The organism is Bradyrhizobium sp. MI1.4, from assembly GCF_055811315.1.
In genome coordinates this window covers 41588-60869 of the sequence record NZ_JBVVPP010000025.1, presented here as the reverse complement: position 1 = coordinate 60869, position 19282 = coordinate 41588, and the positions used below count along the sequence as shown (strand labels likewise).

Annotated in this window: 15 protein-coding genes; 1 reads left to right on the top strand and 14 read right to left on the bottom strand. The window is 65.1% G+C overall.

Going from position 1 to position 19282, the window contains the following annotated elements:
• Nucleotides 1-34 precede the first annotated feature (34 nt).
• The 8 genes from nikE to hydA all read right to left on the bottom strand — a co-directional run bounded on the left by nikE (nt 35) and on the right by hydA (nt 10020).
• Nucleotides 35-1705 carry a nickel ABC transporter ATP-binding protein NikE gene (gene nikE, locus AC0L23_RS24485; RefSeq protein ID WP_473357470.1) on the bottom strand — a complete coding sequence of 557 codons (1671 nt, stop codon included), beginning with the start codon at nt 1703-1705 and terminating at the stop codon, nt 35-37.
• Nucleotides 1702-2550, bottom strand: coding sequence for an ABC transporter permease (locus tag AC0L23_RS24480; protein WP_377827554.1), 849 nt, complete (start codon nt 2548-2550; stop codon nt 1702-1704). The genes nikE and AC0L23_RS24480 overlap by 4 nt, the downstream gene beginning before the upstream one ends.
• Nucleotides 2547-3581: an ABC transporter permease gene (locus AC0L23_RS24475; RefSeq protein ID WP_473357475.1), complete on the bottom strand. Its 1035-nt coding sequence runs from the start codon at nt 3579-3581 to the stop codon at nt 2547-2549. Before AC0L23_RS24475 ends, AC0L23_RS24480 begins: the two co-directional genes overlap by 4 nt.
• A 55-nt stretch (nt 3582-3636) precedes the next feature.
• Nucleotides 3637-5256: an ABC transporter substrate-binding protein gene (locus AC0L23_RS24470; RefSeq protein ID WP_473357469.1), complete on the bottom strand. Its 1620-nt coding sequence runs from the start codon at nt 5254-5256 to the stop codon at nt 3637-3639.
• Between the two features lie 119 nt (nt 5257-5375).
• Nucleotides 5376-6812 (bottom strand): NAD(P)-binding domain-containing protein, encoded by a 1437-nt coding sequence (locus tag AC0L23_RS24465; RefSeq protein WP_473357468.1) that lies wholly within the window; start codon nt 6810-6812, stop codon nt 5376-5378.
• Entirely contained in the window at nt 6809-7558 is a 750-nt protein-coding gene (locus AC0L23_RS24460) for an SDR family oxidoreductase (protein ID WP_247404347.1), read from the bottom strand. Before AC0L23_RS24460 ends, AC0L23_RS24465 begins: the two co-directional genes overlap by 4 nt.
• 1 nt (nt 7559) lies before the next feature.
• A complete protein-coding gene (locus tag AC0L23_RS24455; RefSeq protein ID WP_473357467.1) occupies nt 7560-8534 on the bottom strand; it encodes an NAD-dependent epimerase/dehydratase family protein in 975 nt (324 codons plus the stop codon).
• A 16-nt stretch (nt 8535-8550) separates the two neighbouring features.
• Complete coding sequence (gene hydA / locus AC0L23_RS24450) at nt 8551-10020, bottom strand: dihydropyrimidinase (RefSeq protein WP_473357466.1); 1470 nt, start codon at nt 10018-10020, stop codon at nt 8551-8553.
• Between the two features lie 56 nt (nt 10021-10076).
• Between hydA and AC0L23_RS24445 the strand changes: the two genes are divergently transcribed.
• Nucleotides 10077-10739, top strand: coding sequence for an aspartate/glutamate racemase family protein (locus AC0L23_RS24445; RefSeq protein WP_473357465.1), 663 nt, complete (start codon nt 10077-10079; stop codon nt 10737-10739).
• Here the strand turns inward: AC0L23_RS24445 and AC0L23_RS24440 are convergent.
• The 6 genes from AC0L23_RS24440 to AC0L23_RS24415 all read right to left on the bottom strand — a co-directional run bounded on the left by AC0L23_RS24440 (nt 10736) and on the right by AC0L23_RS24415 (nt 19278).
• Complete coding sequence (locus AC0L23_RS24440; RefSeq protein WP_201263835.1) at nt 10736-11404, bottom strand: flavin reductase family protein; 669 nt, start codon at nt 11402-11404, stop codon at nt 10736-10738. The genes AC0L23_RS24445 and AC0L23_RS24440 overlap by 4 nt on opposite strands.
• A 5-nt stretch (nt 11405-11409) precedes the next feature.
• A complete protein-coding gene (locus tag AC0L23_RS24435; RefSeq protein WP_085395456.1) occupies nt 11410-12342 on the bottom strand; it encodes an N-carbamoyl-D-amino-acid hydrolase in 933 nt (310 codons plus the stop codon).
• Nucleotides 12343-12479: 137 nt separating this feature from the next.
• Nucleotides 12480-13775, bottom strand: coding sequence for an aminotransferase class III-fold pyridoxal phosphate-dependent enzyme (locus tag AC0L23_RS24430; RefSeq protein ID WP_473357464.1), 1296 nt, complete (start codon nt 13773-13775; stop codon nt 12480-12482).
• A 10-nt stretch (nt 13776-13785) separates the two neighbouring features.
• Nucleotides 13786-15366 (bottom strand): hydantoinase B/oxoprolinase family protein, encoded by a 1581-nt coding sequence (locus AC0L23_RS24425; RefSeq protein ID WP_473357463.1) that lies wholly within the window; start codon nt 15364-15366, stop codon nt 13786-13788.
• Nucleotides 15363-17372: a hydantoinase/oxoprolinase family protein gene (locus AC0L23_RS24420; RefSeq protein WP_473357462.1), complete on the bottom strand. Its 2010-nt coding sequence runs from the start codon at nt 17370-17372 to the stop codon at nt 15363-15365. Before AC0L23_RS24420 ends, AC0L23_RS24425 begins: the two co-directional genes overlap by 4 nt.
• Before the next feature lie 469 nt (nt 17373-17841).
• Nucleotides 17842-19278, bottom strand: coding sequence for a PepSY domain-containing protein (locus AC0L23_RS24415; protein WP_473357461.1), 1437 nt, complete (start codon nt 19276-19278; stop codon nt 17842-17844).
• Between the last annotated feature and the right edge of the window lie 4 nt (nt 19279-19282).

Below are 19282 nucleotides of genomic sequence, written 5' to 3'. Positions count from 1 at the left end.
CGCGATATCCGCACTAGCTGGGCCAGTCGAGACCTCAAAGCGCGGCCGCCAGCACCGGGCCGTTCTCGATATGCGGGATCGCCTCGATCAGCTTGCGCGTGTAGTCGGTCTTGGGATTGTCGAACAACGCCCGGCTCTCGCCCTGCTCCACGATGCCGCCATTGCGCAGCACGATGGTGCGGTCGCAGAGCATCCGCACCACGTTGAGATCGTGGCTGACGAACAGCAGCGCGATGTCGTTCTCGCGCCGCAGGCGGTCGAGCAGTTGCAGCACCACGGCCTGAACGGAGACGTCGAGCGCAGCGGTCGGCTCGTCCAGCACCAGAAGGCGCGGCCGGCAGGCGATGGCACGGGCGATGCCGACGCGCGCCTTCTGGCCGCCGGAGAGCTGATGCGGAAAGCGCGGCAACAGATCCAGCGGCAGCCCCACGCGATCGGCGCAGTCTTCCACCCGCTTGCGCAGCGCATCGCCCCCACGCATACGATCGAGCCGCATCAGGGGATGGGCGATGCAGTCGAAGGCGGTGAAGCGCGGATTGAGGCTCTCGTTCGGGTCCTGGAACACCATCTGGATATCTTTGCGGAACTGCGAGCGGTGAAAGTCGCGCGACGCCACATGGCCGATCGCCTGGCCGTCGAACACGATCTCGCCCTCGCTCGGGTCGATCAGGCGGCAGATCATGCGCGACGTCGTGCTCTTGCCGGAGCCGGATTCACCGACGAGGCCGACGCTCTCGCCGCCGGCCATCGTCATCGAGAAGTCCGCCACCGCCGCAGCGCCCTCGTCGAAGCGTTTTGCGAGCTTGCGCACCTCCAGCAGCGGCGGAGTCCCGTGGACGGGCTCCCGTCTGGGCCTGCCGATGACAGCCGCGTAGCCTTCCCGCTCCTCTTCCGTCACGAGGTCCGCGATCCCGGAGGTCGCGGTTGGCGACGCCGCCACCAGCCGCCTGGTATAGGCGTGCTGCGGCGCGCCGAAGAGCGTCCTGGGGCTTGCCTCTTCGACGATGCGGCCGCGTTCCATCACCGCGATACGGCGGCAATATCGCGCCGCTAACCCGAGATCGTGCGTGATCAGGATCGTCGCCATGCCGCGCGCGGCGGCAATCTCCGCCAGGAGGTCCATCACCACCTTCTGCGTGGTGACATCGAGTCCGGTCGTCGGCTCATCGGCAATCAAGAGCGCGGGATTGCAGGAAATCGCGATCGCGATCATGACGCGCTGGCACATGCCGCCGGAAAGTTCGTGCGGATAGGCGTTCATCCGCGTCTCGGGGTCGCGGATCTGGACGGCGCGCAACAGCTCCAGCGCTTCGGCGCGGGCGGCATCCTTCGATATCCGCTTGTGCGTGAGGATCGCGTCCGCGATCTGCAAACCGATCGCGCGGATCGGATTGAGCGCCGCCCGCGGGTTCTGGAAGATCATCGACATTGCGGCGCCCTGGAGCTGCCGGAGATCGTCACCCCTGAGTTTTGTGACGTCCTGCCCGCGAAACAGTATCTTGCCTGCGGTGACGCGGCCGGCCGCATCGAGCAGCCGCGTCGTGGCAAAACCGGTGACCGACTTACCAGAGCCGCTTTCGCCGACGAGGCCAAGCATCTCGCCGGCTTCGACCGTGAGCGTCACACCGCGCACGGCCTCGACCATCCCTCGTCGCGTCGAGAATTCGACGTGGAGGTCGTCGATCCTGAGCAATTCCTCGCTCATGTGCGCATGCGCGGATCGAGAATGTCCCGCATCCCGTCACCGAGGAGGTTGAAGCACAGCACGGCCATCATCAACGCGAGGCCCGGAAAGGCCACCAGCCACCACCGCCCCGTCGAGATGAAGCGCGCCCCCTCCGCGACCATGATGCCCCATTCCGGGGTCGGCGGCTTGACGCCAAGGCCGATGAAGGAAAGACCGGCGGCGTTCAGGATCGCCCAGCCGAGGTTGAGTGAGATTTGCACCGCCATCGCCGGCAGGATGTTCGGCAACAGGAAGCGCAGCACCACCGAGAAATGACTCTCGCCGCAGGAACGCGCCGCCTCCACCCAGCCGACATTGCGCCGGACGTTGACCTCGGCACGGGCGAAGCGGATGTAGAAGGGCAGATTGATGATCGCGGTCGCAATCACGATGTTCTCGATCCGGTTGCCGAGCGCCGCAACCATCGCCATCGCCAGCACAAACAGCGGAAAGGCCATCATGACATCGACGAAGCGGCCGACCGAGCGGTCGAGCCTGCCGCCGGCATAGCCGCAGAACGAGCCCACGACGGCGCCGATGACGAAGGAGATGCCGACCGCCGAGACCGCGATGGCCAGGTCGAGCCGTGCCGCAACGACGAGGCGGCTGAACACGTCGCGCCCGAGCTGGTCGGTGCCGGCAAGGTGCGCCGCGCTCGGCGGCTGCAAGGCCTCCGAGACATTGGAGACGATGGGATCATAGGGCACGAGCCACGGTCCGAAGATCGCGACCAGGACGAACAGCAGGACACCGGCCGCGGCGACGCCGGTCAGCGGGTTGCCGCGCAAAATCCAGACCGAATGGCGGAAGGTTGCGCTGGTCATCCGATCGCCACCCTGGGATCGGCGATGCCGTAGCAGATATCGACGACCAGATTGACCAGCACGAAGATGCCAGCCATCAGCAGCACAAAACCCTGCACCGGCGCATAGTCGGACGACAGCAGCGCATCGAGCGCGTAGGAGGCGACGCCCGGCCAGGAGAACACCTTCTCCACCAGGACATTCGCGCCAAGCATGGTCGAGAACACGATGCCTGCAATGGTGATGACGGGAAGGATCGCATTGCGCAGCGCATAGGTGACGACGACCTTCTGCCAGGACAATCCGACGGAGCGCGCGGTGCGCACGAAATCGCTACCGAGCGAGACCAGCATCGAGGCACGTGTGATCCGCGCCAGCGGCGCGATGACGAACAGGGCCATGCTCAGCGCCGGCAGGATCAACTGCTTGCAGGCCGCCCACCAGCCTTCGATGTCCCCCGCGAGCAAGAAATCGATCGACAGGAACCCAGTGCGCTGCGGCGGCAGTGAGGTGAAGACGTCGATCCGCCCGGTCGGATCAGGCGCAAGACCGAGCAGATAGTAGAACACATAGATCAGCAGCAGGCCCGAGACGAAGGTCGGCACGCAGACGCCGAGCGCACAGAACAGCCGCACGCCGTGATCGACCAGCGATCCCGGTTTCAAGGCTGCGACCACGCCGAGCGGGACCGCCGCGATCAGCGCGATCAGCAGCGCCGTGAAGGTGAGCTCCAGCGAGGCCGGCAGCCGTTCGCGAAGGTCCTTCAGGACCGGCTGTCCGGTCATCATGGAGCGGCCGAGATTGCCGCGGCCGATATCGGACAGATAGAACACGAGCTGCTCCGGCACCGACTTGTCGAGCCCCATCTGCTTGCGGATCTGCTCGATCTCTTCCTTGCCGGCATTGGGCCCCGAGGCGAAGAACACCGCGGGATCTCCGGGGAGGACCCGCATCAGCAGAAAGGTGAAGACCAGCACGCCGAACAACGCCGGCAGCGATGACAGAAGCCGCCTCCCCGCCCGCGCCACCGTCGCACCAAGACCTGTCATCACCATTCAGAGCCTCTGGTTTGCAGACATGATTTCTTGCTCAAGTTACTTTTTGAAGTCACTTGCGGCTGACGTCGCGATAGTCGACCTGACGATGGAATTCATAGGTGTAGCCCTCGATCGACGAGGCCATCACGGCGTCCTGGTTGGGCTGCCACAGCGGGATCTGCGGCATCTCGCTGAAATGGATCGCGTTGAGCTTGCGGCCGGCTTCCTCGTACTTGGCCTTGTCGGGCTCGAAGCGCGCTTCCTGCGCGATGGTCGCCAGCTCCGGATTGTTGATCGAGCTGTAATTCCAGCGCTGATTGCCGGTGTAGAAATTGCGATAGAAGTAATCGGTCGAGGGCAGCCAGGCCACGATGCCTTCCGTGAACAAGGGCAGCTTCTTCTCGTTGATCTGCGTCGACATCTGCGCATCCGGCAGCTTCTGGATGTCGACCTTGATCCCGATCTTGGCGAGCGATTCCTTCACGAGCGCCGCCATCGGCTCCGCGGTCGAGGCCTGGCCGACGTTGAAACTGAAGGTGGTCGAAAAACCCTCCGCGAGTCCAGCGGCCTTCAGATATTCACGGGCCTTGTCGAGATCGGTCTTTACCGGCGCCTGGAACGGATAGATGCCGTTCAGTGGCTTGCCATCGGGCCAGGTCGCGCCGAACAGCGGGGCGCCGCGGCCAAACAGGGCAGCCTTGAACATGTCCTCATAGGGCAGCGCGAATGCGACGGCTCTGCGGACATTGACGTTGTCGAAGGGCGGGATCTGGTTGTTCATCGAGACGAAGGTGATCGAATTGTATTGCGGCGTCGAGATCACCTTGAGCTTGCCCTTGGCCTCGAGCGACTGCACGTCGCTGGCCTGGAGATCGACGACGAGATCGGCGTCGCCGCGCTCGACTAGGTTGGCGCGGGTGGCCGGCTCCGGCACCGACTGGATGATCACACGCTTGAAGAAGGCGGGCTTGTCGGGCGAGCCGCGGTTCCACGCCTCGTTGCGCTTGATGATGGCCTGCTCGCCGGGCTTGAAAGTCTCGAGCACATAAGCGCCGCTGCCGGCGGTGTTCTCCTTCAGCCAGGCGGTGGCCCAGGGATCTTCCGGGGTCGCGTGTTCCTTGGCCACTTTCGAATTGATGATCAGCGGGTAGACCGTCGCGAGATTCGGCAGCGCGAGCTTGTCGGGTTTCGGCAGCGTCACCTCGATCGTGAGGGGATCGATCACCTTGAACTGGTCGGCCGACGTCAGCGATCCCGTCAGCAATTGTGCCTTGCCGAGGATCGGCGCGGTGACGCAGCGATCGAGCGACCATTTCACGTCCTCGGCGGTCACGGGCGAGCCGTCCTGGAACTTGGCATCCTTGCGCAGATGGAACGTCAGCTTCAGTCCATCCGGGCTCACGTCATAGGATTCGGCGAGCTCGCCGGTGATCTTGTCGAGATCGAACACCCATTTGCCGTTGAGCTGCTTGCGGCCGAACGCCACCAGGCGGTCGTAGGTGCTCATGCTCAGCGCGAAGGATTCGCGCGTCGAGCCGGGGATGTTGGGATCGAGCGTGTTGACGGATGCGCCGGTGACATAGCGCAACGTCTCGGCCCTGGTCTGCGCTTGCGAGGGCGCGGTGGCGATGAGCAACAACGCGGTGGTGGCGAGCACGGAGGATGCCGACCTGAAAGACACAAAACGCATTGGTTTTCCCCAAAAATCTCGACAAGAACGCCGATAGGACAGGTTAAGAAAGAAGCAAGTTGCGCGCCAGTCTCATGATGCGCTCTTGCGGACGCTTTGTCGCGGCGGCGCATGGACGATCATCGCGATTCTTTCATTTTTCGCGCTGGCCGCGTCACCACGGCCTGCGGCACGTCATAGGCGCGAAGCGAGGCCCAATGCCGTTCGACATCGGCACGAAACAGGCCGCGCGTCAGGCCATTCACTAGCTTCGGCGCCGCGGTCGTCATCGCGTTGATCGACGATCCCGACGGACCGAAACTCATGGTGGAGGCGATGGCGAAGAGATGGATATTCGAGATCCACGGCGTATCGCCCGCGACACGCTCGGTGAAGGCATAATCGTCGGCGAGATAGGGAAAGCGACCGAGCCGCGCGCTGCGCTCGCTCTCCGGGGGCTGGTAGCGGTCGGCCCAGGTTGCGATATTGCCGGCAAATGCGCGCAACTCGCCACGGCCGGAAAAATCCATGTCGATGCCGGTGCCGCAGATGACGAAATCCGCAGGTATGGCGCCGCGCGGCGTCTGCAATTCCACACCACGATCGGTCTCGCGGGCCGCCTCGATCGGGGCGCCCTCGTGCAATGTGAAATTGGCGTGATTTGCGCAGCGATCGTAAGTTGCCTGCGGAAAGCCTTCGCGCATGTCGAGGATGGTGCGCATGAAGCGCCACCGCCAGGCGTCGTCGAGATCGCTGAGATGGCGGAGGAAGCCGCGGAAAGTCAGCCAGCGATAGGGCTGGATCAGCTGGATCTGCGCACGACGACACAGCAGGTGCACCTCCGCCGCGCCCGCTTCCAGCGCGGTTGCTGCGTTGTCGAAGGCAGATGCGCCGGCACCGATCACGGCGACGCGCTTGCCGCGAAGGTTTTCGAAGTCGATGTCGTCGGCGACGGTTGCGACCGAGCTCATGGGCAGATGGCTCAGCGGCTCGGGGATCATCCAGTTCCCCATCCCCTCCTGCCCCGTCGCAAGCACGATCTTGCGCGCATGGAGTGTCTCGACGCCATCGCCACGTTTCACGCGTGCGGCCAGCAAACCATCCCGCGCCGGCCGGATTTCCAGAAGCTCGCTCCCGTTGCGCACCGGCAAGCCGACTGTGCGCCGCAGCCAGAGCAGATACTCAGCCCAGTGGCCGCGCGGGATCAGGTCGAGTGTCTGCCAGCTCTCCGTGCCGAAGCGGGCCTCATGCCAGGATTGATAGGTCAGGCTGGGGATGTCGAGGTCAGGTCCCGTATAGTCCTTCGGGCTGCGCAGCGTCGGCATGCGGGCATAGGTGAGCCATGGCCCCTCCTTCCCCTCCTCGGCCTTGTCCAGCAGCAGGATGTTGCTGACGCGGGAGCGCAGCAGGCCGAAGCCGATGGCGATGCCGGATTGGCCGGCGCCGATCACGAGCACATCCAGCGCCGGCTTGCCATCCGGTCCCGTCTTCGGTTCGAGCCAGGCGGCACCGGGATGCGCGATCCGCGCGAGATCGGCGCGAACGTTCGCTTCCAGCTCTGTCAGCGCATCACTCATGCCGCGAGCCAGCCTCCGTCGACCACCATCACGGTCCCGGTCGTAAACGAGGAGGCATCGCTTGCGAGGTGGAGCGCGGCCTGCGCGATCTCATCGGCCTGGCCGAACCGCTTCATGGCATGGCGGTCGCGGGAGGCTTCGCGCACCTCGTCCGCATTGGCGTGGCGCGCAAAGCTGCGGCGAAGCATCGGCGTGTCGATCGCACCGGGCGCGATGGCGTTGACGCGAATGCCGTCCGCCGCGAAATCCACCGCCATCGTCCGGGTCAGGCTGACAATCGCGCCCTTGGCGGCGATATAGGCACTGTTGCCCTTGCCGCCGGCAATCGCAAGCTGCGACGTCAGCGTGATGATCGAACCGCTGTTCTGCCGCTGCATCTGCGGCACGGCTGCCCTCGCCCACAGCCAGGTGCCGCCGACATTGGTGCGGAACACCGCATCCCAATCGGCGGGGTCCGTTGTCAACACGGTGCCGCCACAGGAGAAGCCAGCGGCAGTCATCAGGATATCGAGCTGGCCGTGCCGTGCTACCACATCATTTGCCACCGCCTCGGCGAAATCGGCATCGCCGACGTCGCCAATATGCGTCGTTGCCTCGCCGACCAAGCTCAACGTTTCCTGAAGTCCGGCTGGATCGCGATCGACCAGAGCAAGACGTGCGCCCTCTTCCGCGAACAGCTTTGCACTGGCGCGGCCGATGCCGGAGCCTGCGCCCGTGATGATGGCCGTGCGCCCCTGCAGCCGCATGTCAGATCCACTCCTTGTGCTGCGTCAACCAGGCACTCATCGCGGCCCCCGACTCGGCGCAGCCGAACTGCGCGCGCCAGCCGAATTCATCCGCCATCCGGTTCACCGACAGCGGCGCGCGATAGGGCCCATGCAGCTTGATGACGGTTTTCTCGCCGGGCGCCGCGACCCGGCACTCCAGGCCGGGATGCAACGCCGCAAAGGCCTCGCCCCATTGCAGCGCAGGCCAAAGTTCTCCGCGGGAGATGTTGTAGAGCCGGTGGCGCGGCCGCTCGGCTTCGATCAGCAGTGCGACGGCCTCGGCCGCATCCGGCGCGTAGATCCAATCCCGCATGCCCGCTTCAGGCATGATCGCCGGCTCGCCGCGCGCGAACGCGGCCAAGATCTGGAACTGGAGGCTTGGCGTGTCGCGCACGGAACTCGGTCGCTCCCACGGTCCGAATAGCGCGCTCAGCCGCACATTTAGGAAATCACCGCCGAAGAGCTTGGCGTGACGCGCAACCGATCGCTCCGATGTGAACTTGCTGATCGCGTAGAACGAGACCGGATCGCAAGGCGTGTCCTCGTCCAGAATCTCGACCCGCGCGCCCGCGGCGCCATAGGCCGATGCCGAGGAGAGATTGACGACCCGGCGCACGCCATGCCGGATCGCGGAGAGCAGGATCGGGATCTGCGCCATCACATTAATTTCGAGAACGCGCGCGGTCGATGCCCTCTCCAGTTCATCACCGGCGGTGATGGCCGCGCCGAGCATGATCGCATCAACGCCTTCGGCGATGAGGGCATCGATGGCCTCTGCGTCGGTGATATCGCCCTGTACGGCTTGGAGCCGTGCGCCGTATTTGGCAAGAGACCGCCGCGCGGCTGGCGGCAACTCTGCACGGTCATACAGCGTGACGTCATGCCCGCGCGCGAGCAGCGCCTCCGCAACATTGAGGCCGACAAACCCCGTGCCGCCGAAGATGACGATCTTCATCGCGCGCGATCCACCGTCACAGTAGCTTCGCTCCGAAATTGCGCTCGGGATCCATGTCGGCCACGAGCCGGCCGGTGGGCATGGCCGCCTCGCCGCCGTTGCGTGCCAGGAACTGGCCGCTGCCGGCGCTCGCGAGGCACTTGTTTCGGTCGATGATCACCCGACCACGCGACAGCACCGACACCGGCCAGCCCTTCAGCTTGCGGCCTGCAAACGGCGTGTAGCCGGCAAGGTCGTGCATCATCTCGTCGGCGATCACGGTCTCGCGATCGGGGTCCCAGATTGCAATATCGGCATCGGCGCCGACCGCGATCGAGCCCTTGCGCGGATGCAGATTGTAAATCTTGGCCGGCGCCGTCGACGTCAGTTCGACGAACTTTTCCAGGCCCAGCCGCCCGTTCGACACCATCGCGTCGAACAGCAGCGGCAACCGCAGCTCCAATCCCGGCAGGCCATTCGCGACCTGCTTGAAGTTCGGATTGGGGCCGGCGCGCAGCTTGCCGGTCTCGTCGTAGCGATACGGCGCGTGATCCGACGAGATGGTCTGGAGATCGCCGAGCGACAGCGCCTGCCACAGCGCCTCCTGGTCTGAATGCGTCCGCGGCGGCGGGCTGCACATCCACTTGGCCCCTTCCACCCCGGGCTTGTCGAGATCGGCTGCGGTGAGGAACAGGTATTGCGGACAGGTCTCGGCAAACACCTTCAATCCCAGCCCGCGCGAATCGCGGATCACCTTGGCGCCTTCGGCGGTGGAGACGTGGAAGATCATGATGGGCTGGTCGATCAGCGCAGCCATGCCGATCAACCGGGTAAAGGCTTCCGCCTCCGACACGCGGGCGTGGCTGACGGCGTGATATTTCGGCATTGTGTAGCCGCGCGCGAGCAGGCGCTTCACCATCCAGGCGATGATGCCGTGGTTTTCGGCATGGGCGCACAACATCGCGCCGGACTGGCGCGCGGCAAGAAGGATGTCCAGCAGCGGCTCATCATCCACCTTGAGCCGGTCATAGGTCATGAAAATCTTGATCGAGGCATGGCCCTGCTTCACCAGCGCCGGAATATGCTCCTCGACCGTTTCCTTGGTCGCATCCGCGATGATCATGTGAAAGGCGTAGTCGATCACCGCCCCCTTCTTCGCCAAGGCGTGATAATCCTCCACCACCTGCGGCAGGTTCATGCCGACATGCTGGGCCGCAAACGGGATCACTGTGGTGGTGCCGCCGAACGCGGCCGAGACGGTCGCGCTCTCGAAGGTGTCGGCGTTCATGATGCCGGCAGCGGACAATTGCTCGATATGGGCGTGGCTGTCGACGCCGCCTGGCAGCACCAGCTTGCCGCGGGCATCAATCTCGCGCTTCGCGGACGGAAGCCCGCGCCCGATAGCGGCGATGGTCTCGCCGGAGATGGCGACATCGGCTTCAAAGACGTCGGTCGTCGTCGCGACGCGCCCACCGCGAATGATCAGGTCGTAAGCGGGTTCAGTCATGAGGCACTCCATGATAGGCTTAAGGCAAGTGATCGAAATTTTGCAGGAAGACCAGCATGTCCCGACCGCGCATTCTCGTCATCAATCCGAACTCCAACCCTGTCGTTACCCAAGGGCTGGAGGACGCGCTGAAGCCGCTCGGTTTCGAGGGCGGGCCGGAACTGGTCTGCCAGACGCTGGCCGAGGGTCCCTTCGGCATCGAAAGCCAGGCCGATGTCGATGGCGTCGCCATGCCGCTGCGCCGGCTGGTCGAGGGCGACAACAGCTCGGCGGCCTTTGTCATCGCCTGCTACAGCGATCCCGGGCTTCAGGTCTGTCGCGAAGGCACCGACCGGCCCGTGTTCGGCATTGCCGAGTGCGGCGTGCTGACCGCGATGGCCCGCGCCGAGACCTTTGGCGTCATCGCGATCGCCCAGCGCTCGATCCCGCGTCACATGCGCTATCTCAGGCAGATGGGACTGACCGAACGTCTTGCCGGCGAGCGGCCGCTCAACATGAGCGTCGCGGAAACCGCCTCGGGCGAAGGCACGCTGGCCAAAATGATCGAAATCGGCCGCGCGCTGCGCGACGAGGACGGCGCCCGTGCCATCGTGATGGGCTGCGCCGGCATGGCACGGCACCGCCGCCCGCTGGAAGAGGCGCTCGGCATTGCCGTGATCGACCCGACACAGGCGGCCGTCACCATGGCGCTGGGTACGGTGCAGTTCTCGAACCACTAGGCGTCCTTCAGCTCTTTGGCGTCCTGCCGCGCGAGCCATTGCGCGTGGCTCTCGCGGACTAGCGCGAACGTGTCCCGCTGCGTCGTGTAGAGATTGCCGAACATGCGGCCGATCGGCCGGTAGGCGTCGAGGTCGACATACATGTTGGCCTCATCGACGAGGCCCTCGCGGGCGTGAACCCGGAGCACCTCGCCGACCAGCAGCTCGCGATCGGGCGAGAAGGTCAACGCGACATGGCGCCGGCATTCGAGCGCAAAGGGGGCCGCGGCGAGGCGCGGCACCTTCACTTCGATTGAGGGAAGCGTCGCCAGCCCGGCCGCGGCGACCTCGCTGTCGCCGGACGGAAAATCAACCGCGCAGTCGTTCATCGCCACCGACAGCGCCTCGTCCACCATGTGAACGACGAACTCGCCGTCGCGATGGATGTTGCGGGTGGTGTCCTTCGGGCTGTGATCCGGCTTGTGCTGAAGCCCGAGTACGATCAGCGCCGGGCTCTCCGAGAACACGTTGAAGAAGCTGAAGGGCGCGGCGTTGACCGCCCCGTTGGCATCGAGCGTCGTCACCAGCGCAATCGGCCGTGGCACCACCACGCCGCAAAGCAGCTTGTAGCGGTCGCGCGGATCGAGCTCGCGCAAGGGAATACCTGATGTGCCCTTGTCCGCCATCGACATCACTTCTCCGGCGGTGGCACCGCGCCGGTCTGGCTGGTGATCAGGCCGTAATGCTCGATGCGGCGGTGCTGCGCGAAATTGAAGATCGTGGTCTTGCCGAATGTGGTGGCATCGAGATCGCAAGGGTGGACCAGCAGCTCGTCCTCCTCCGTCTTCGCTTCGGCGACGATTTCGCCATTGGGATCGACGATCAGGCTGCCGCCGAACAGCGGGTGTCCGTCCTCGTTACCGGCCTTGGCCACCGCGACAACCCAGGTCGCGTTCTGATAGGCGCCGGCCTGCGCCGAGAGGCGGTTATGGAACAACCGTTTCTCGACGCCTTCATCGCTCCTCTCCGCATTCACCGACGGGGTGTTGTAGCCGATCAGCACCATCTCGACGCCCTGCAGGCCCATCACGCGATAGGTCTCGGGCCAGCGCCGGTCGTTGCAGATGGCCATGCCGATGATGCCGCCCAGCTCGCGCCAGACATTAAAGCCGAGATCGCCCGGCTCGAAATAGCGCTTCTCCAGATGCTGGTGCGAGCGCTTGGTGTCGTATTCCACATGGCCCGGCAAATGGATCTTGCGATATTTGCCGACGATCTTGCCGGATTTGTCGGTGAGAACAGCAGTGTTGAAATGATGCCCGTCCGGCGTCAGCTCCGCATAGCCGAAATTCATCGCCATCTGGTGCTGCGCCGCGCGCTCGAACAACGGTTTCGTCGCCGCGTTCGGCATCTCGCGCTCGAACCAATTGTCGAACTCGGCCCGGTCCTCCACGTACCAACGCGGAAAGAAGGTGGTGAGCGCCAGTTCCGGATAGACGATTAGGTCGGCGCCCTTGCTCTTGGCCTCATCCATCAGCGCGATCATGCGCTTGACCACGGCCTCGCGGCTGTCCGCTTTCTGGATCGGGCCCATCTGGGCGGCGGCAACATTGACGATACGCATCAGCGATTTCCTGGTGATGTCTTTGAGCTAAGCTACAGTTTCAAGCACGTGCCGGCGCGCGCAGCATAACGCAGCATCGCCCGGACTTGCCAGCCGGCGCCTGCACATCGGCATCGTGTGCGCTGCACGCTCCATCCTCATGTCTGCTCCTCATCCGCAATATCGAGACCGTGGTCCAGCGCGTCCAGAAGCTGCCCGGCCTCATGCTCGGAAATCACGAGTGGCGGCGCGAGGAACAGGGAAGTCTGCTCGCCGCTGGTCCCGATCACGGCGCCCGCCTCCAGCGCCCGCTCCGCGACGCGCGAGGCAATCGGCACCTCGGTGGTGTCGGCATGCCAGGAGCGCCAGTCCGGCCCGTGCAACTCCACGGTCCAGTGCAGCCCCTGCCCCGCCAGGCGCTGCACGCTTGGATGTTTCTGCGCGATGGCCAGAAGGCGGCGGGTGAACAGCTTTTCGAGACCCCTGACGTGCTCCAAAATCTCGTCATCGCTGATGACTTTCAGATAGGCGCTGACGGCAGCCATGCTGATGGGATGCCCGCGCAACGTGCCGTAATTCTGCCAGCTCGTGCCCTTGAGCCGCTCGACGATGTCTTTCGACACCACGACCGCGGCAACCGCCGCCGCGCCACCGCCGAGCGATTTTCCGAGCGTCACGATATCGGGACGACTTTCGGCTCCCTGGAACGCGAACCAGCGCCCGGCACGGCCCGCACCAGTCACCACTTCGTCGGCGATCCAGTAGGAGCCGGCCTGCCGCGCGCACCGCGCCACCTCGTCCTGATAGGCGCCATCGTAGTAGATGCCGCCTTGCGTGTAGTCGATGATCGTCGCTGCCGTATCCGAAAGCAGGCGCGTGGCATCGGCCAGATATTCGCTGGGGGGAACATTGTTGGCCGGCGCGCCGTAGATCGCGCCCTGCGGCGCCGGCAATATCCGCACCGGCGCCATCGGCGCCGGCAGCTTCGAGCCGCCTGAGTGCACCGCGAGGCCGTCATGCCATTGCGGCTGCACGGTCATGCTGCGCGACAGGCCCGTAATGCCGTGATAGGCGCGTTCGCGCGTCGCCAGCGCGGACCGCTGCGTCAGGGCCTGACAGAGCGACAGCGCCATGTCATTGGCCTCGCTGCCGCTGATGCAGAAGCGCACCGCACCGACCCAATCGTCTTCGCCCTTGAACGCGGTGGCCATCAAGTCGTCAGCCGCCTGCTCGCGGCCGACCCAGGTCCAGCCCTCGTTCACGACGGGCGTATCCGCGGCGCGGCGGATCGCCTCCACCATCGCGGGATGACGATGTCCGAGACCGCCGCCGGTGTTGCTGCCGTCGATGAGCTTGCGACCATCCGAGAGATGAAAATAGACGCCCTCGCCGCCGACCACGTCCATGGGCGCGCTGTCGCCGGCATTCAGCCCGGTTCGCAACAATCTGCTCATTGCAATCCCCTCATTCCGCAGCCTCGGCGCCGTAGCCACCGCCACCACAGGTCTCGATCGTGACGAGATCGCCTTGCTGCAGCACCAGGTTCGACTTGCCGTCGATCGCGACGTTCGCGCCCTGCCGGATCAGCGAGATGCGGCAGGCCTTGCCGGGCTTACCGCCCTGCATGCCGAACGGCGCCATCACCATGCGCTCGATGCAGGTGGTCAGATGCATTGAGGGTGCCAGGATGCGATAGCTACGAATGACGCCGTCCCCGCCGCGATGGGCGCCCGCGCCGCCGGACTGCCAGCGAATGGCCTGCTGCTCGATTTGGATCGCGTAATTCGCCTCGATCACCTCGACCGGCGTGTTTGAGGTGTTGGACAGATGCACCCGCGTCGCCGAGATGCCGTCGCGATCATGCCGCGCGCCCTCGCCACCGCCGTGCACCTCGTAAAGCATCTTCCACGAACCGTTCTGCCGCGGTTCGGCGAAGAAGAGGACGCCCGCCGTGGTCGCCCCGCCCGCAGACAGGCGCTCCGGAATAGTGTCCTGCATTGCCCGAAAAATCGCATCGACGATGCGCATCGAGGTCTCATGATTGCCGGCAGCAACCGAGGCATTCCAGCCCGGCTCCAGGATCGAGCCAGGGCGCGTGATGATGGTCAGCGGCCGCAACGCGCCCGCGTTCTGGTTCATGTCGCGCCCGCTCATGATGCGCGCGGCATAGGCCACCGCCGAGCGCGCCATGAACGGCGTCGTGTTGCAGAAATTCGAGACGCGGTCGCAGCTTCCTGAAAGATCGAAGGTCGCTTCGTTGCCGGCGATGGTGATCTTGACATGAATGCGCGCGGGCGCGTCGTCGACGCCGCCGTCGTCCAGATAGTCCTCACCCTCGTAGACGCCATCAGGCAGATCGCGCAACGCCTCGCGTATCTCGATTTCGGAGAGATCGTGCAGGCGCGACTGCGCCGCCGTGAAGACCGCCTTGCCGTGCTCGCGGCAAAGCTCGACGATGCGCTTCTCGCCGGCTTTCGTTGCGGCGATCTGTACGAGAAGATCGCCCTCGCAGGATTCGGGATCGCGAACATTGGCCTTGAGCAGCTGCACGATCGACGTATTGACGCCGCTTGCCGTGGCGATCAGAACCGGCGGAATGCGCATCGCCTCCTGGAAGGTGTCGATGGCTTTCGCAAAATAGCTGCCGGGCCAGGTGCCGCCGATATCGGGCCAATGCGCGAGGCTGACCGCGAACGCGACGATCTCGCCATCGACGAAGACGGGCCGCACGACCTTGACGTCGTTGAGATGATTGCCGCCGAGCGGGCCGACATTGTAGATCAATGCGTCGCCGTCGTTCAGGCTGTCGCGCGGCACCACTTTCAGCAATTCGAGGACCGTGTAGGCCATCGCGCCGAGATGGATCGGGATGTCGCGGCCCTGCCCGACCAGGTCGCCGCGGGCGTCCGTGATCGCCGACGACAGGTCGCCGGCCTCGCGCAGCAGCGGCGAGCGCGCCGAGCGCGTCATCACCAGGCTCATTTCCTCGGCGGCGGCCGAAAGCCCGTGCCGGATGACTTCGACGACGAACGGATCGAGCTTCATGCGGCCCCCCGCGTCAGGAACAGATTGCCTGAAACATCAGGCCTCGCCTGCCAGCCGGGCGGGACCACCACGGTCGACCATGCGTCTTCAATGATGGCCGGGCCGCTGACGATTTCGGTCAGCGAGGCACGGTTGATGATGCTTGTGGCGATGTCGTGAAAGCCATCGAACGAGCAGATGCGCTCGCCTTTGGAGACCGTTCTGACCGCGATGGCCGGCCGGCTCACGACGGTCGTCGATGGACGGCGCGCCTGCACCCGCACGGACTCGATGACGCAGCTCTCGCCCGTCGCATAGCCGAACAGCTCGTGGTGCCGGGCCAGAAAATCCTTCTTCAGCGTGATGACGTCGAGCGGTCGCGCGAACGGCACCGGAATGGCGTCGTTCTGCGCCGCGTAGCGCATCAAGGCCACCAGCTCGATCTGAATCTCGGTCGCGGCAACCCCGTTGGCGATCAGCGGCGCCGAGGCATCGTCGATCAGCACCCCGATCCGCTCCGACACACGGGCGAGGTCGATGCCGTCAAGCGCCGCGCGCAGGGTTTGCTGCTGGAGGAAGCTGAAATCGGCGGTGAGACAGCCCAGCGCCGAGAACGCGCTCGATGCACTGGGAACGACGACCTCGGCAATCCCGTAGAGATCGGCTAGGCCCGCGGCGTGCATCGGGCCGCCACCGCCAAAGGCGAGCAGCGTGCAGTCGCGCCCGTCGATGCCGCGCTCGACGGTGACGCGGCGGAGGGCGCGCGCCATTGTCGCGTTCGCGACCTTGATGATGCCGAGCGCGGTGTCGGTCAGGCTCAGACCCAGAGTGCCCGCGATCGGTGCGATGACATCAGTCGCTGCCTTGATATCGATTCCGATCCGGTCGCCGAGTTTGGTTTCGGGATTGAGATAGCCGAGCACGGCGTTGGCATCGGTGATGGTCGGCTCGGTACCGCCGCGGCCGTAGCAGGCCGGTCCAGGCTCGGAGCCGGCGCTTTCCGGTCCGACCGTCAGGCCACCGGAGCCGTTGCGCACGATCGAGCCGCCGCCCGCCCCGATCGAGTGCACCGCGAGCATCGGCTGGCGCAGCGGCTTGTCGCCGAGCATGCGGCCGTCGGTCATCTCGGCCTGACCGTCGACGATCAGGCACACGTCGGTCGTGGTGCCGCCCATATCGAACGTCAGCATCCGGGACGTGCCGAGCTGGCGCGCGATGCTGACCGATGCGGAGACGCCGGCCGCGGGGCCCGACATCGCCATCACCAGCGGCCGCCGCTTCACGGCCGAGATCGGCACCATGGCGCCGGCCGAGTGAAACACCTGCAGGCCGGGACCGATCGGCAGCCGCAGCTCCAGTTCGCTGAGATATTCCACCGCAATCGGCATCGCCGCGGCGTTGAACACGGTCGCCGAAGTCCGCTCGTATTCGCGCGCCTCGGGATTGACCTCGTGCGACAGCGAGACGTGGGCAACGACGCCCTTGAGCCGCTCGCCGAGCATCTTCTCGTGCACCGGATTGGCATAGGCATGCAGCAGCGCGACCGCGACACTCTGCACGCCGGTCCCCTTCAGCCAGGCCACCAGACGCTCGATCTCCGCGTCATCCAGCGCCTTCAGCACCCGGCCCTCGTGATCGAGGCGCTCAGCAAGCCCGAAGCATCGTTCCGGCGGCACCAGCGGCAGCGATTTTGGTGGGACGTCGAGACGATAGAGATCGCGGCGGCGATAGCGCGCGATCTCCAGCACGTCGGCAAAGCCTTCGGTCGCCACCAGCGCCACTTTCGGCAGCCGTCCTTCGACAATGGCGTTGGTCACGCGCGTGGTGCCATGGACGAAGCGCTTGACCTCGCTCTTGCGCAGGCAGACCGCCTCGATCGCCTCCAGCATCGCCTGAACAGGAGCTTGAGGTCGCGACGGCACCTTCGCGATCCGTGCCTCCGCGGGGGAGTGTCGGATCGCGATGATGTCGGTGAAGGTGCCGCCGATATCGGTGCCGACTTCCCAGTGGTTTTCGTTAGTGCTCATGTGTGGGTCAGCTGCGGACGACATTCGAACCGGACGCCGGGTGGTTACCGTCCTTCGCGAGGTTCAATCGCAAACCGAGAGCGCTCATCATCATCCCCTGTCAAGCCACCGCTGGCGAGCGTGCGACAGAGCGATGGCCTCGGGATAGGGCCAGAGTTGTCGCAATGCACTGGACCAGCCCGCGACCGGCGCGGCGCGGCGAGGCACATTTTAGTGCAGCCCTGCCCGCATGGAGAGCACGTCGGTGTGGATCGTTCGACGCGACATAAGTGCGGCGCACCACGAATTTTCCCGGACGAAACACCACATCCGCTGCAGCGCAATCCACGCGCCCCGCACGCACTGTCTAATTTGCAGGCGATCGACCGGCCCTACGGACCATCCGATTGCTTATGAGCTATGCATGGCAGTCGGCTCAGCCTCTCTTTATTGTACGATCAGTAAGCGGTGGTTTTGCCCGCTCCGGCTCTCAGGCCGCGAAGGACGGACGCAGGCGGCGCCAGCCGATGAGGATGCCCGTGATGGAGAAGAGAAAGCCAAGGGAGCAGAGCCCGACGACCAAGCCGTCGCGCAGCAACGGATGCGCGACGAGAACCGGAAAATCCAACGTATGCAGCGCGCCGTAGAACCAGCGATAAGCCCGCCGCGATGAATCCAGCCTTTGCAGCAAATTGCCGTCGGCGCCGTCGATGTCGAACCAGAGGTCACCGCAATACGAGCGGTAGACCGGGGCGCCCGGGACAGTGGACCGCGCGGGATAGTTGTCGTCCTCGGCAAGTACAGACGGACCGCCGCAGCCGGCCGCGAGGCGCGCGGTCAGCCCCTGGACCTCGTGCACATCCAGAGATCTCGTTGGTCCATCGCGGGGCGCATCCCCTGCCTCGATCAAGGTCTGACCGGCAAGGGCGATCCGATCCCGCCGATAGAGATTGCCGTTGAAGGCAAACCATTCGATCTCACGGGCCGACGGCGATATAGGCTGCCGATCGAACGATGGAGCCGTCGTCCAGTTCGGTGAGGCGTTCATCACGCGTGATTCAGCGGAGATCAATTGCCCACGCGAGAACAGCCGCCCGTGATCCATGGAGAGCCAGCCGCTGAAAATCCAGGTCAGCACGAACACCATCGCCGCGAGGCCGATGAGATGATGCAGCGCATGCCAGCCGCGATAGGGCGAGCCGATCAGACCGCTTCGAGGTTTGATCCGCGCAAGGCCGAGCACAGCGCCCAGCAAGGCCGCGATCAGGGCCAGCAGCGACAAGGTCCAGACCACGCGATCCCACAGCGACCAGTTGCTTCGCAGGATCGTTGGATAGATCCAGTGCAGCACGCTGCCGACGAGATTCCAGGTCCGCTCGCTGCGCGTCGTATCCAGGACGATCTCGCCGGTGAGCGAGGAGACATAGACCTCCGTTCCAGCGGCGTCGCCCAGGGCAACCCGAAACAAGGGCCGGTGGCGGTCAAAGCCGTTCGGCACGCTCCATTGGTCATAGTCCGCGCGCGCAAGGATTGCGGCCCGCGCGGCATCCAGCCCGCGGCTGCGCGCGTGGTCTCGCGCGATGGCCTGCGCGACGTCGGAAGATGCGACCGAGGCGCCGGCTCCGTCGGAGGCACGCACTGCGCCCGCGCGCGACGGCCCCGAGACGACATAGACCGGTCCGTCACTGCGCTGGATCAGGCGAACGCGAGTCGCATCAGCAATGCCGCTCGCGGCCACGGCATCGGCGACCGCAAGCTGCCTCGTCTCGGCGCCATCCAGCGGCCCAAGCCCGGCGAAGCGTTCCGCTTCCGTCAGAGACGGAAACGGAACGAAGTGCATCACGATTCCCGTCGCGAACCACATCGCGAACAGCAGGCAGAACGCAATCCCGAGCCATCGATGCAGCAGGACGATCGCGCGCATCATCGAT

Excerpts from the sequence above, each read along its gene's own strand:
- AC0L23_RS24425 (WP_473357463.1), bottom strand. The coding sequence starts at position 15,366 with ATGAAGCTCGATCCGTTCGTCGTCGAAGTCATCCGGCACGGGCTTTCG.
- AC0L23_RS24445 (WP_473357465.1), top strand. The coding sequence starts at position 10,077 with ATGTCCCGACCGCGCATTCTCGTCATCAATCCGAACTCCAACCCTGTC.
- AC0L23_RS24435 (WP_085395456.1), bottom strand. The coding sequence starts at position 12,342 with ATGCGTATCGTCAATGTTGCCGCCGCCCAGATGGGCCCGATCCAGAAA.
- nikE (WP_473357470.1), bottom strand. The coding sequence starts at position 1,705 with ATGAGCGAGGAATTGCTCAGGATCGACGACCTCCACGTCGAATTCTCG.
- AC0L23_RS24420 (WP_473357462.1), bottom strand. The coding sequence starts at position 17,372 with ATGAGCACTAACGAAAACCACTGGGAAGTCGGCACCGATATCGGCGGC.
- AC0L23_RS24440 (WP_201263835.1), bottom strand. The coding sequence starts at position 11,404 with ATGGCGGACAAGGGCACATCAGGTATTCCCTTGCGCGAGCTCGATCCG.
- AC0L23_RS24415 (WP_473357461.1), bottom strand. The coding sequence starts at position 19,278 with ATGATGCGCGCGATCGTCCTGCTGCATCGATGGCTCGGGATTGCGTTC.
- AC0L23_RS24455 (WP_473357467.1), bottom strand. The coding sequence starts at position 8,534 with ATGAAGATCGTCATCTTCGGCGGCACGGGGTTTGTCGGCCTCAATGTT.
- AC0L23_RS24480 (WP_377827554.1), bottom strand. The coding sequence starts at position 2,550 with ATGACCAGCGCAACCTTCCGCCATTCGGTCTGGATTTTGCGCGGCAAC.
- AC0L23_RS24470 (WP_473357469.1), bottom strand. The coding sequence starts at position 5,256 with ATGCGTTTTGTGTCTTTCAGGTCGGCATCCTCCGTGCTCGCCACCACC.
- AC0L23_RS24460 (WP_247404347.1), bottom strand. The coding sequence starts at position 7,558 with ATGCGGCTGCAGGGGCGCACGGCCATCATCACGGGCGCAGGCTCCGGC.
- hydA (WP_473357466.1), bottom strand. The coding sequence starts at position 10,020 with ATGACTGAACCCGCTTACGACCTGATCATTCGCGGTGGGCGCGTCGCG.
- AC0L23_RS24430 (WP_473357464.1), bottom strand. The coding sequence starts at position 13,775 with ATGAGCAGATTGTTGCGAACCGGGCTGAATGCCGGCGACAGCGCGCCC.
- AC0L23_RS24465 (WP_473357468.1), bottom strand. The coding sequence starts at position 6,812 with ATGAGTGATGCGCTGACAGAGCTGGAAGCGAACGTTCGCGCCGATCTC.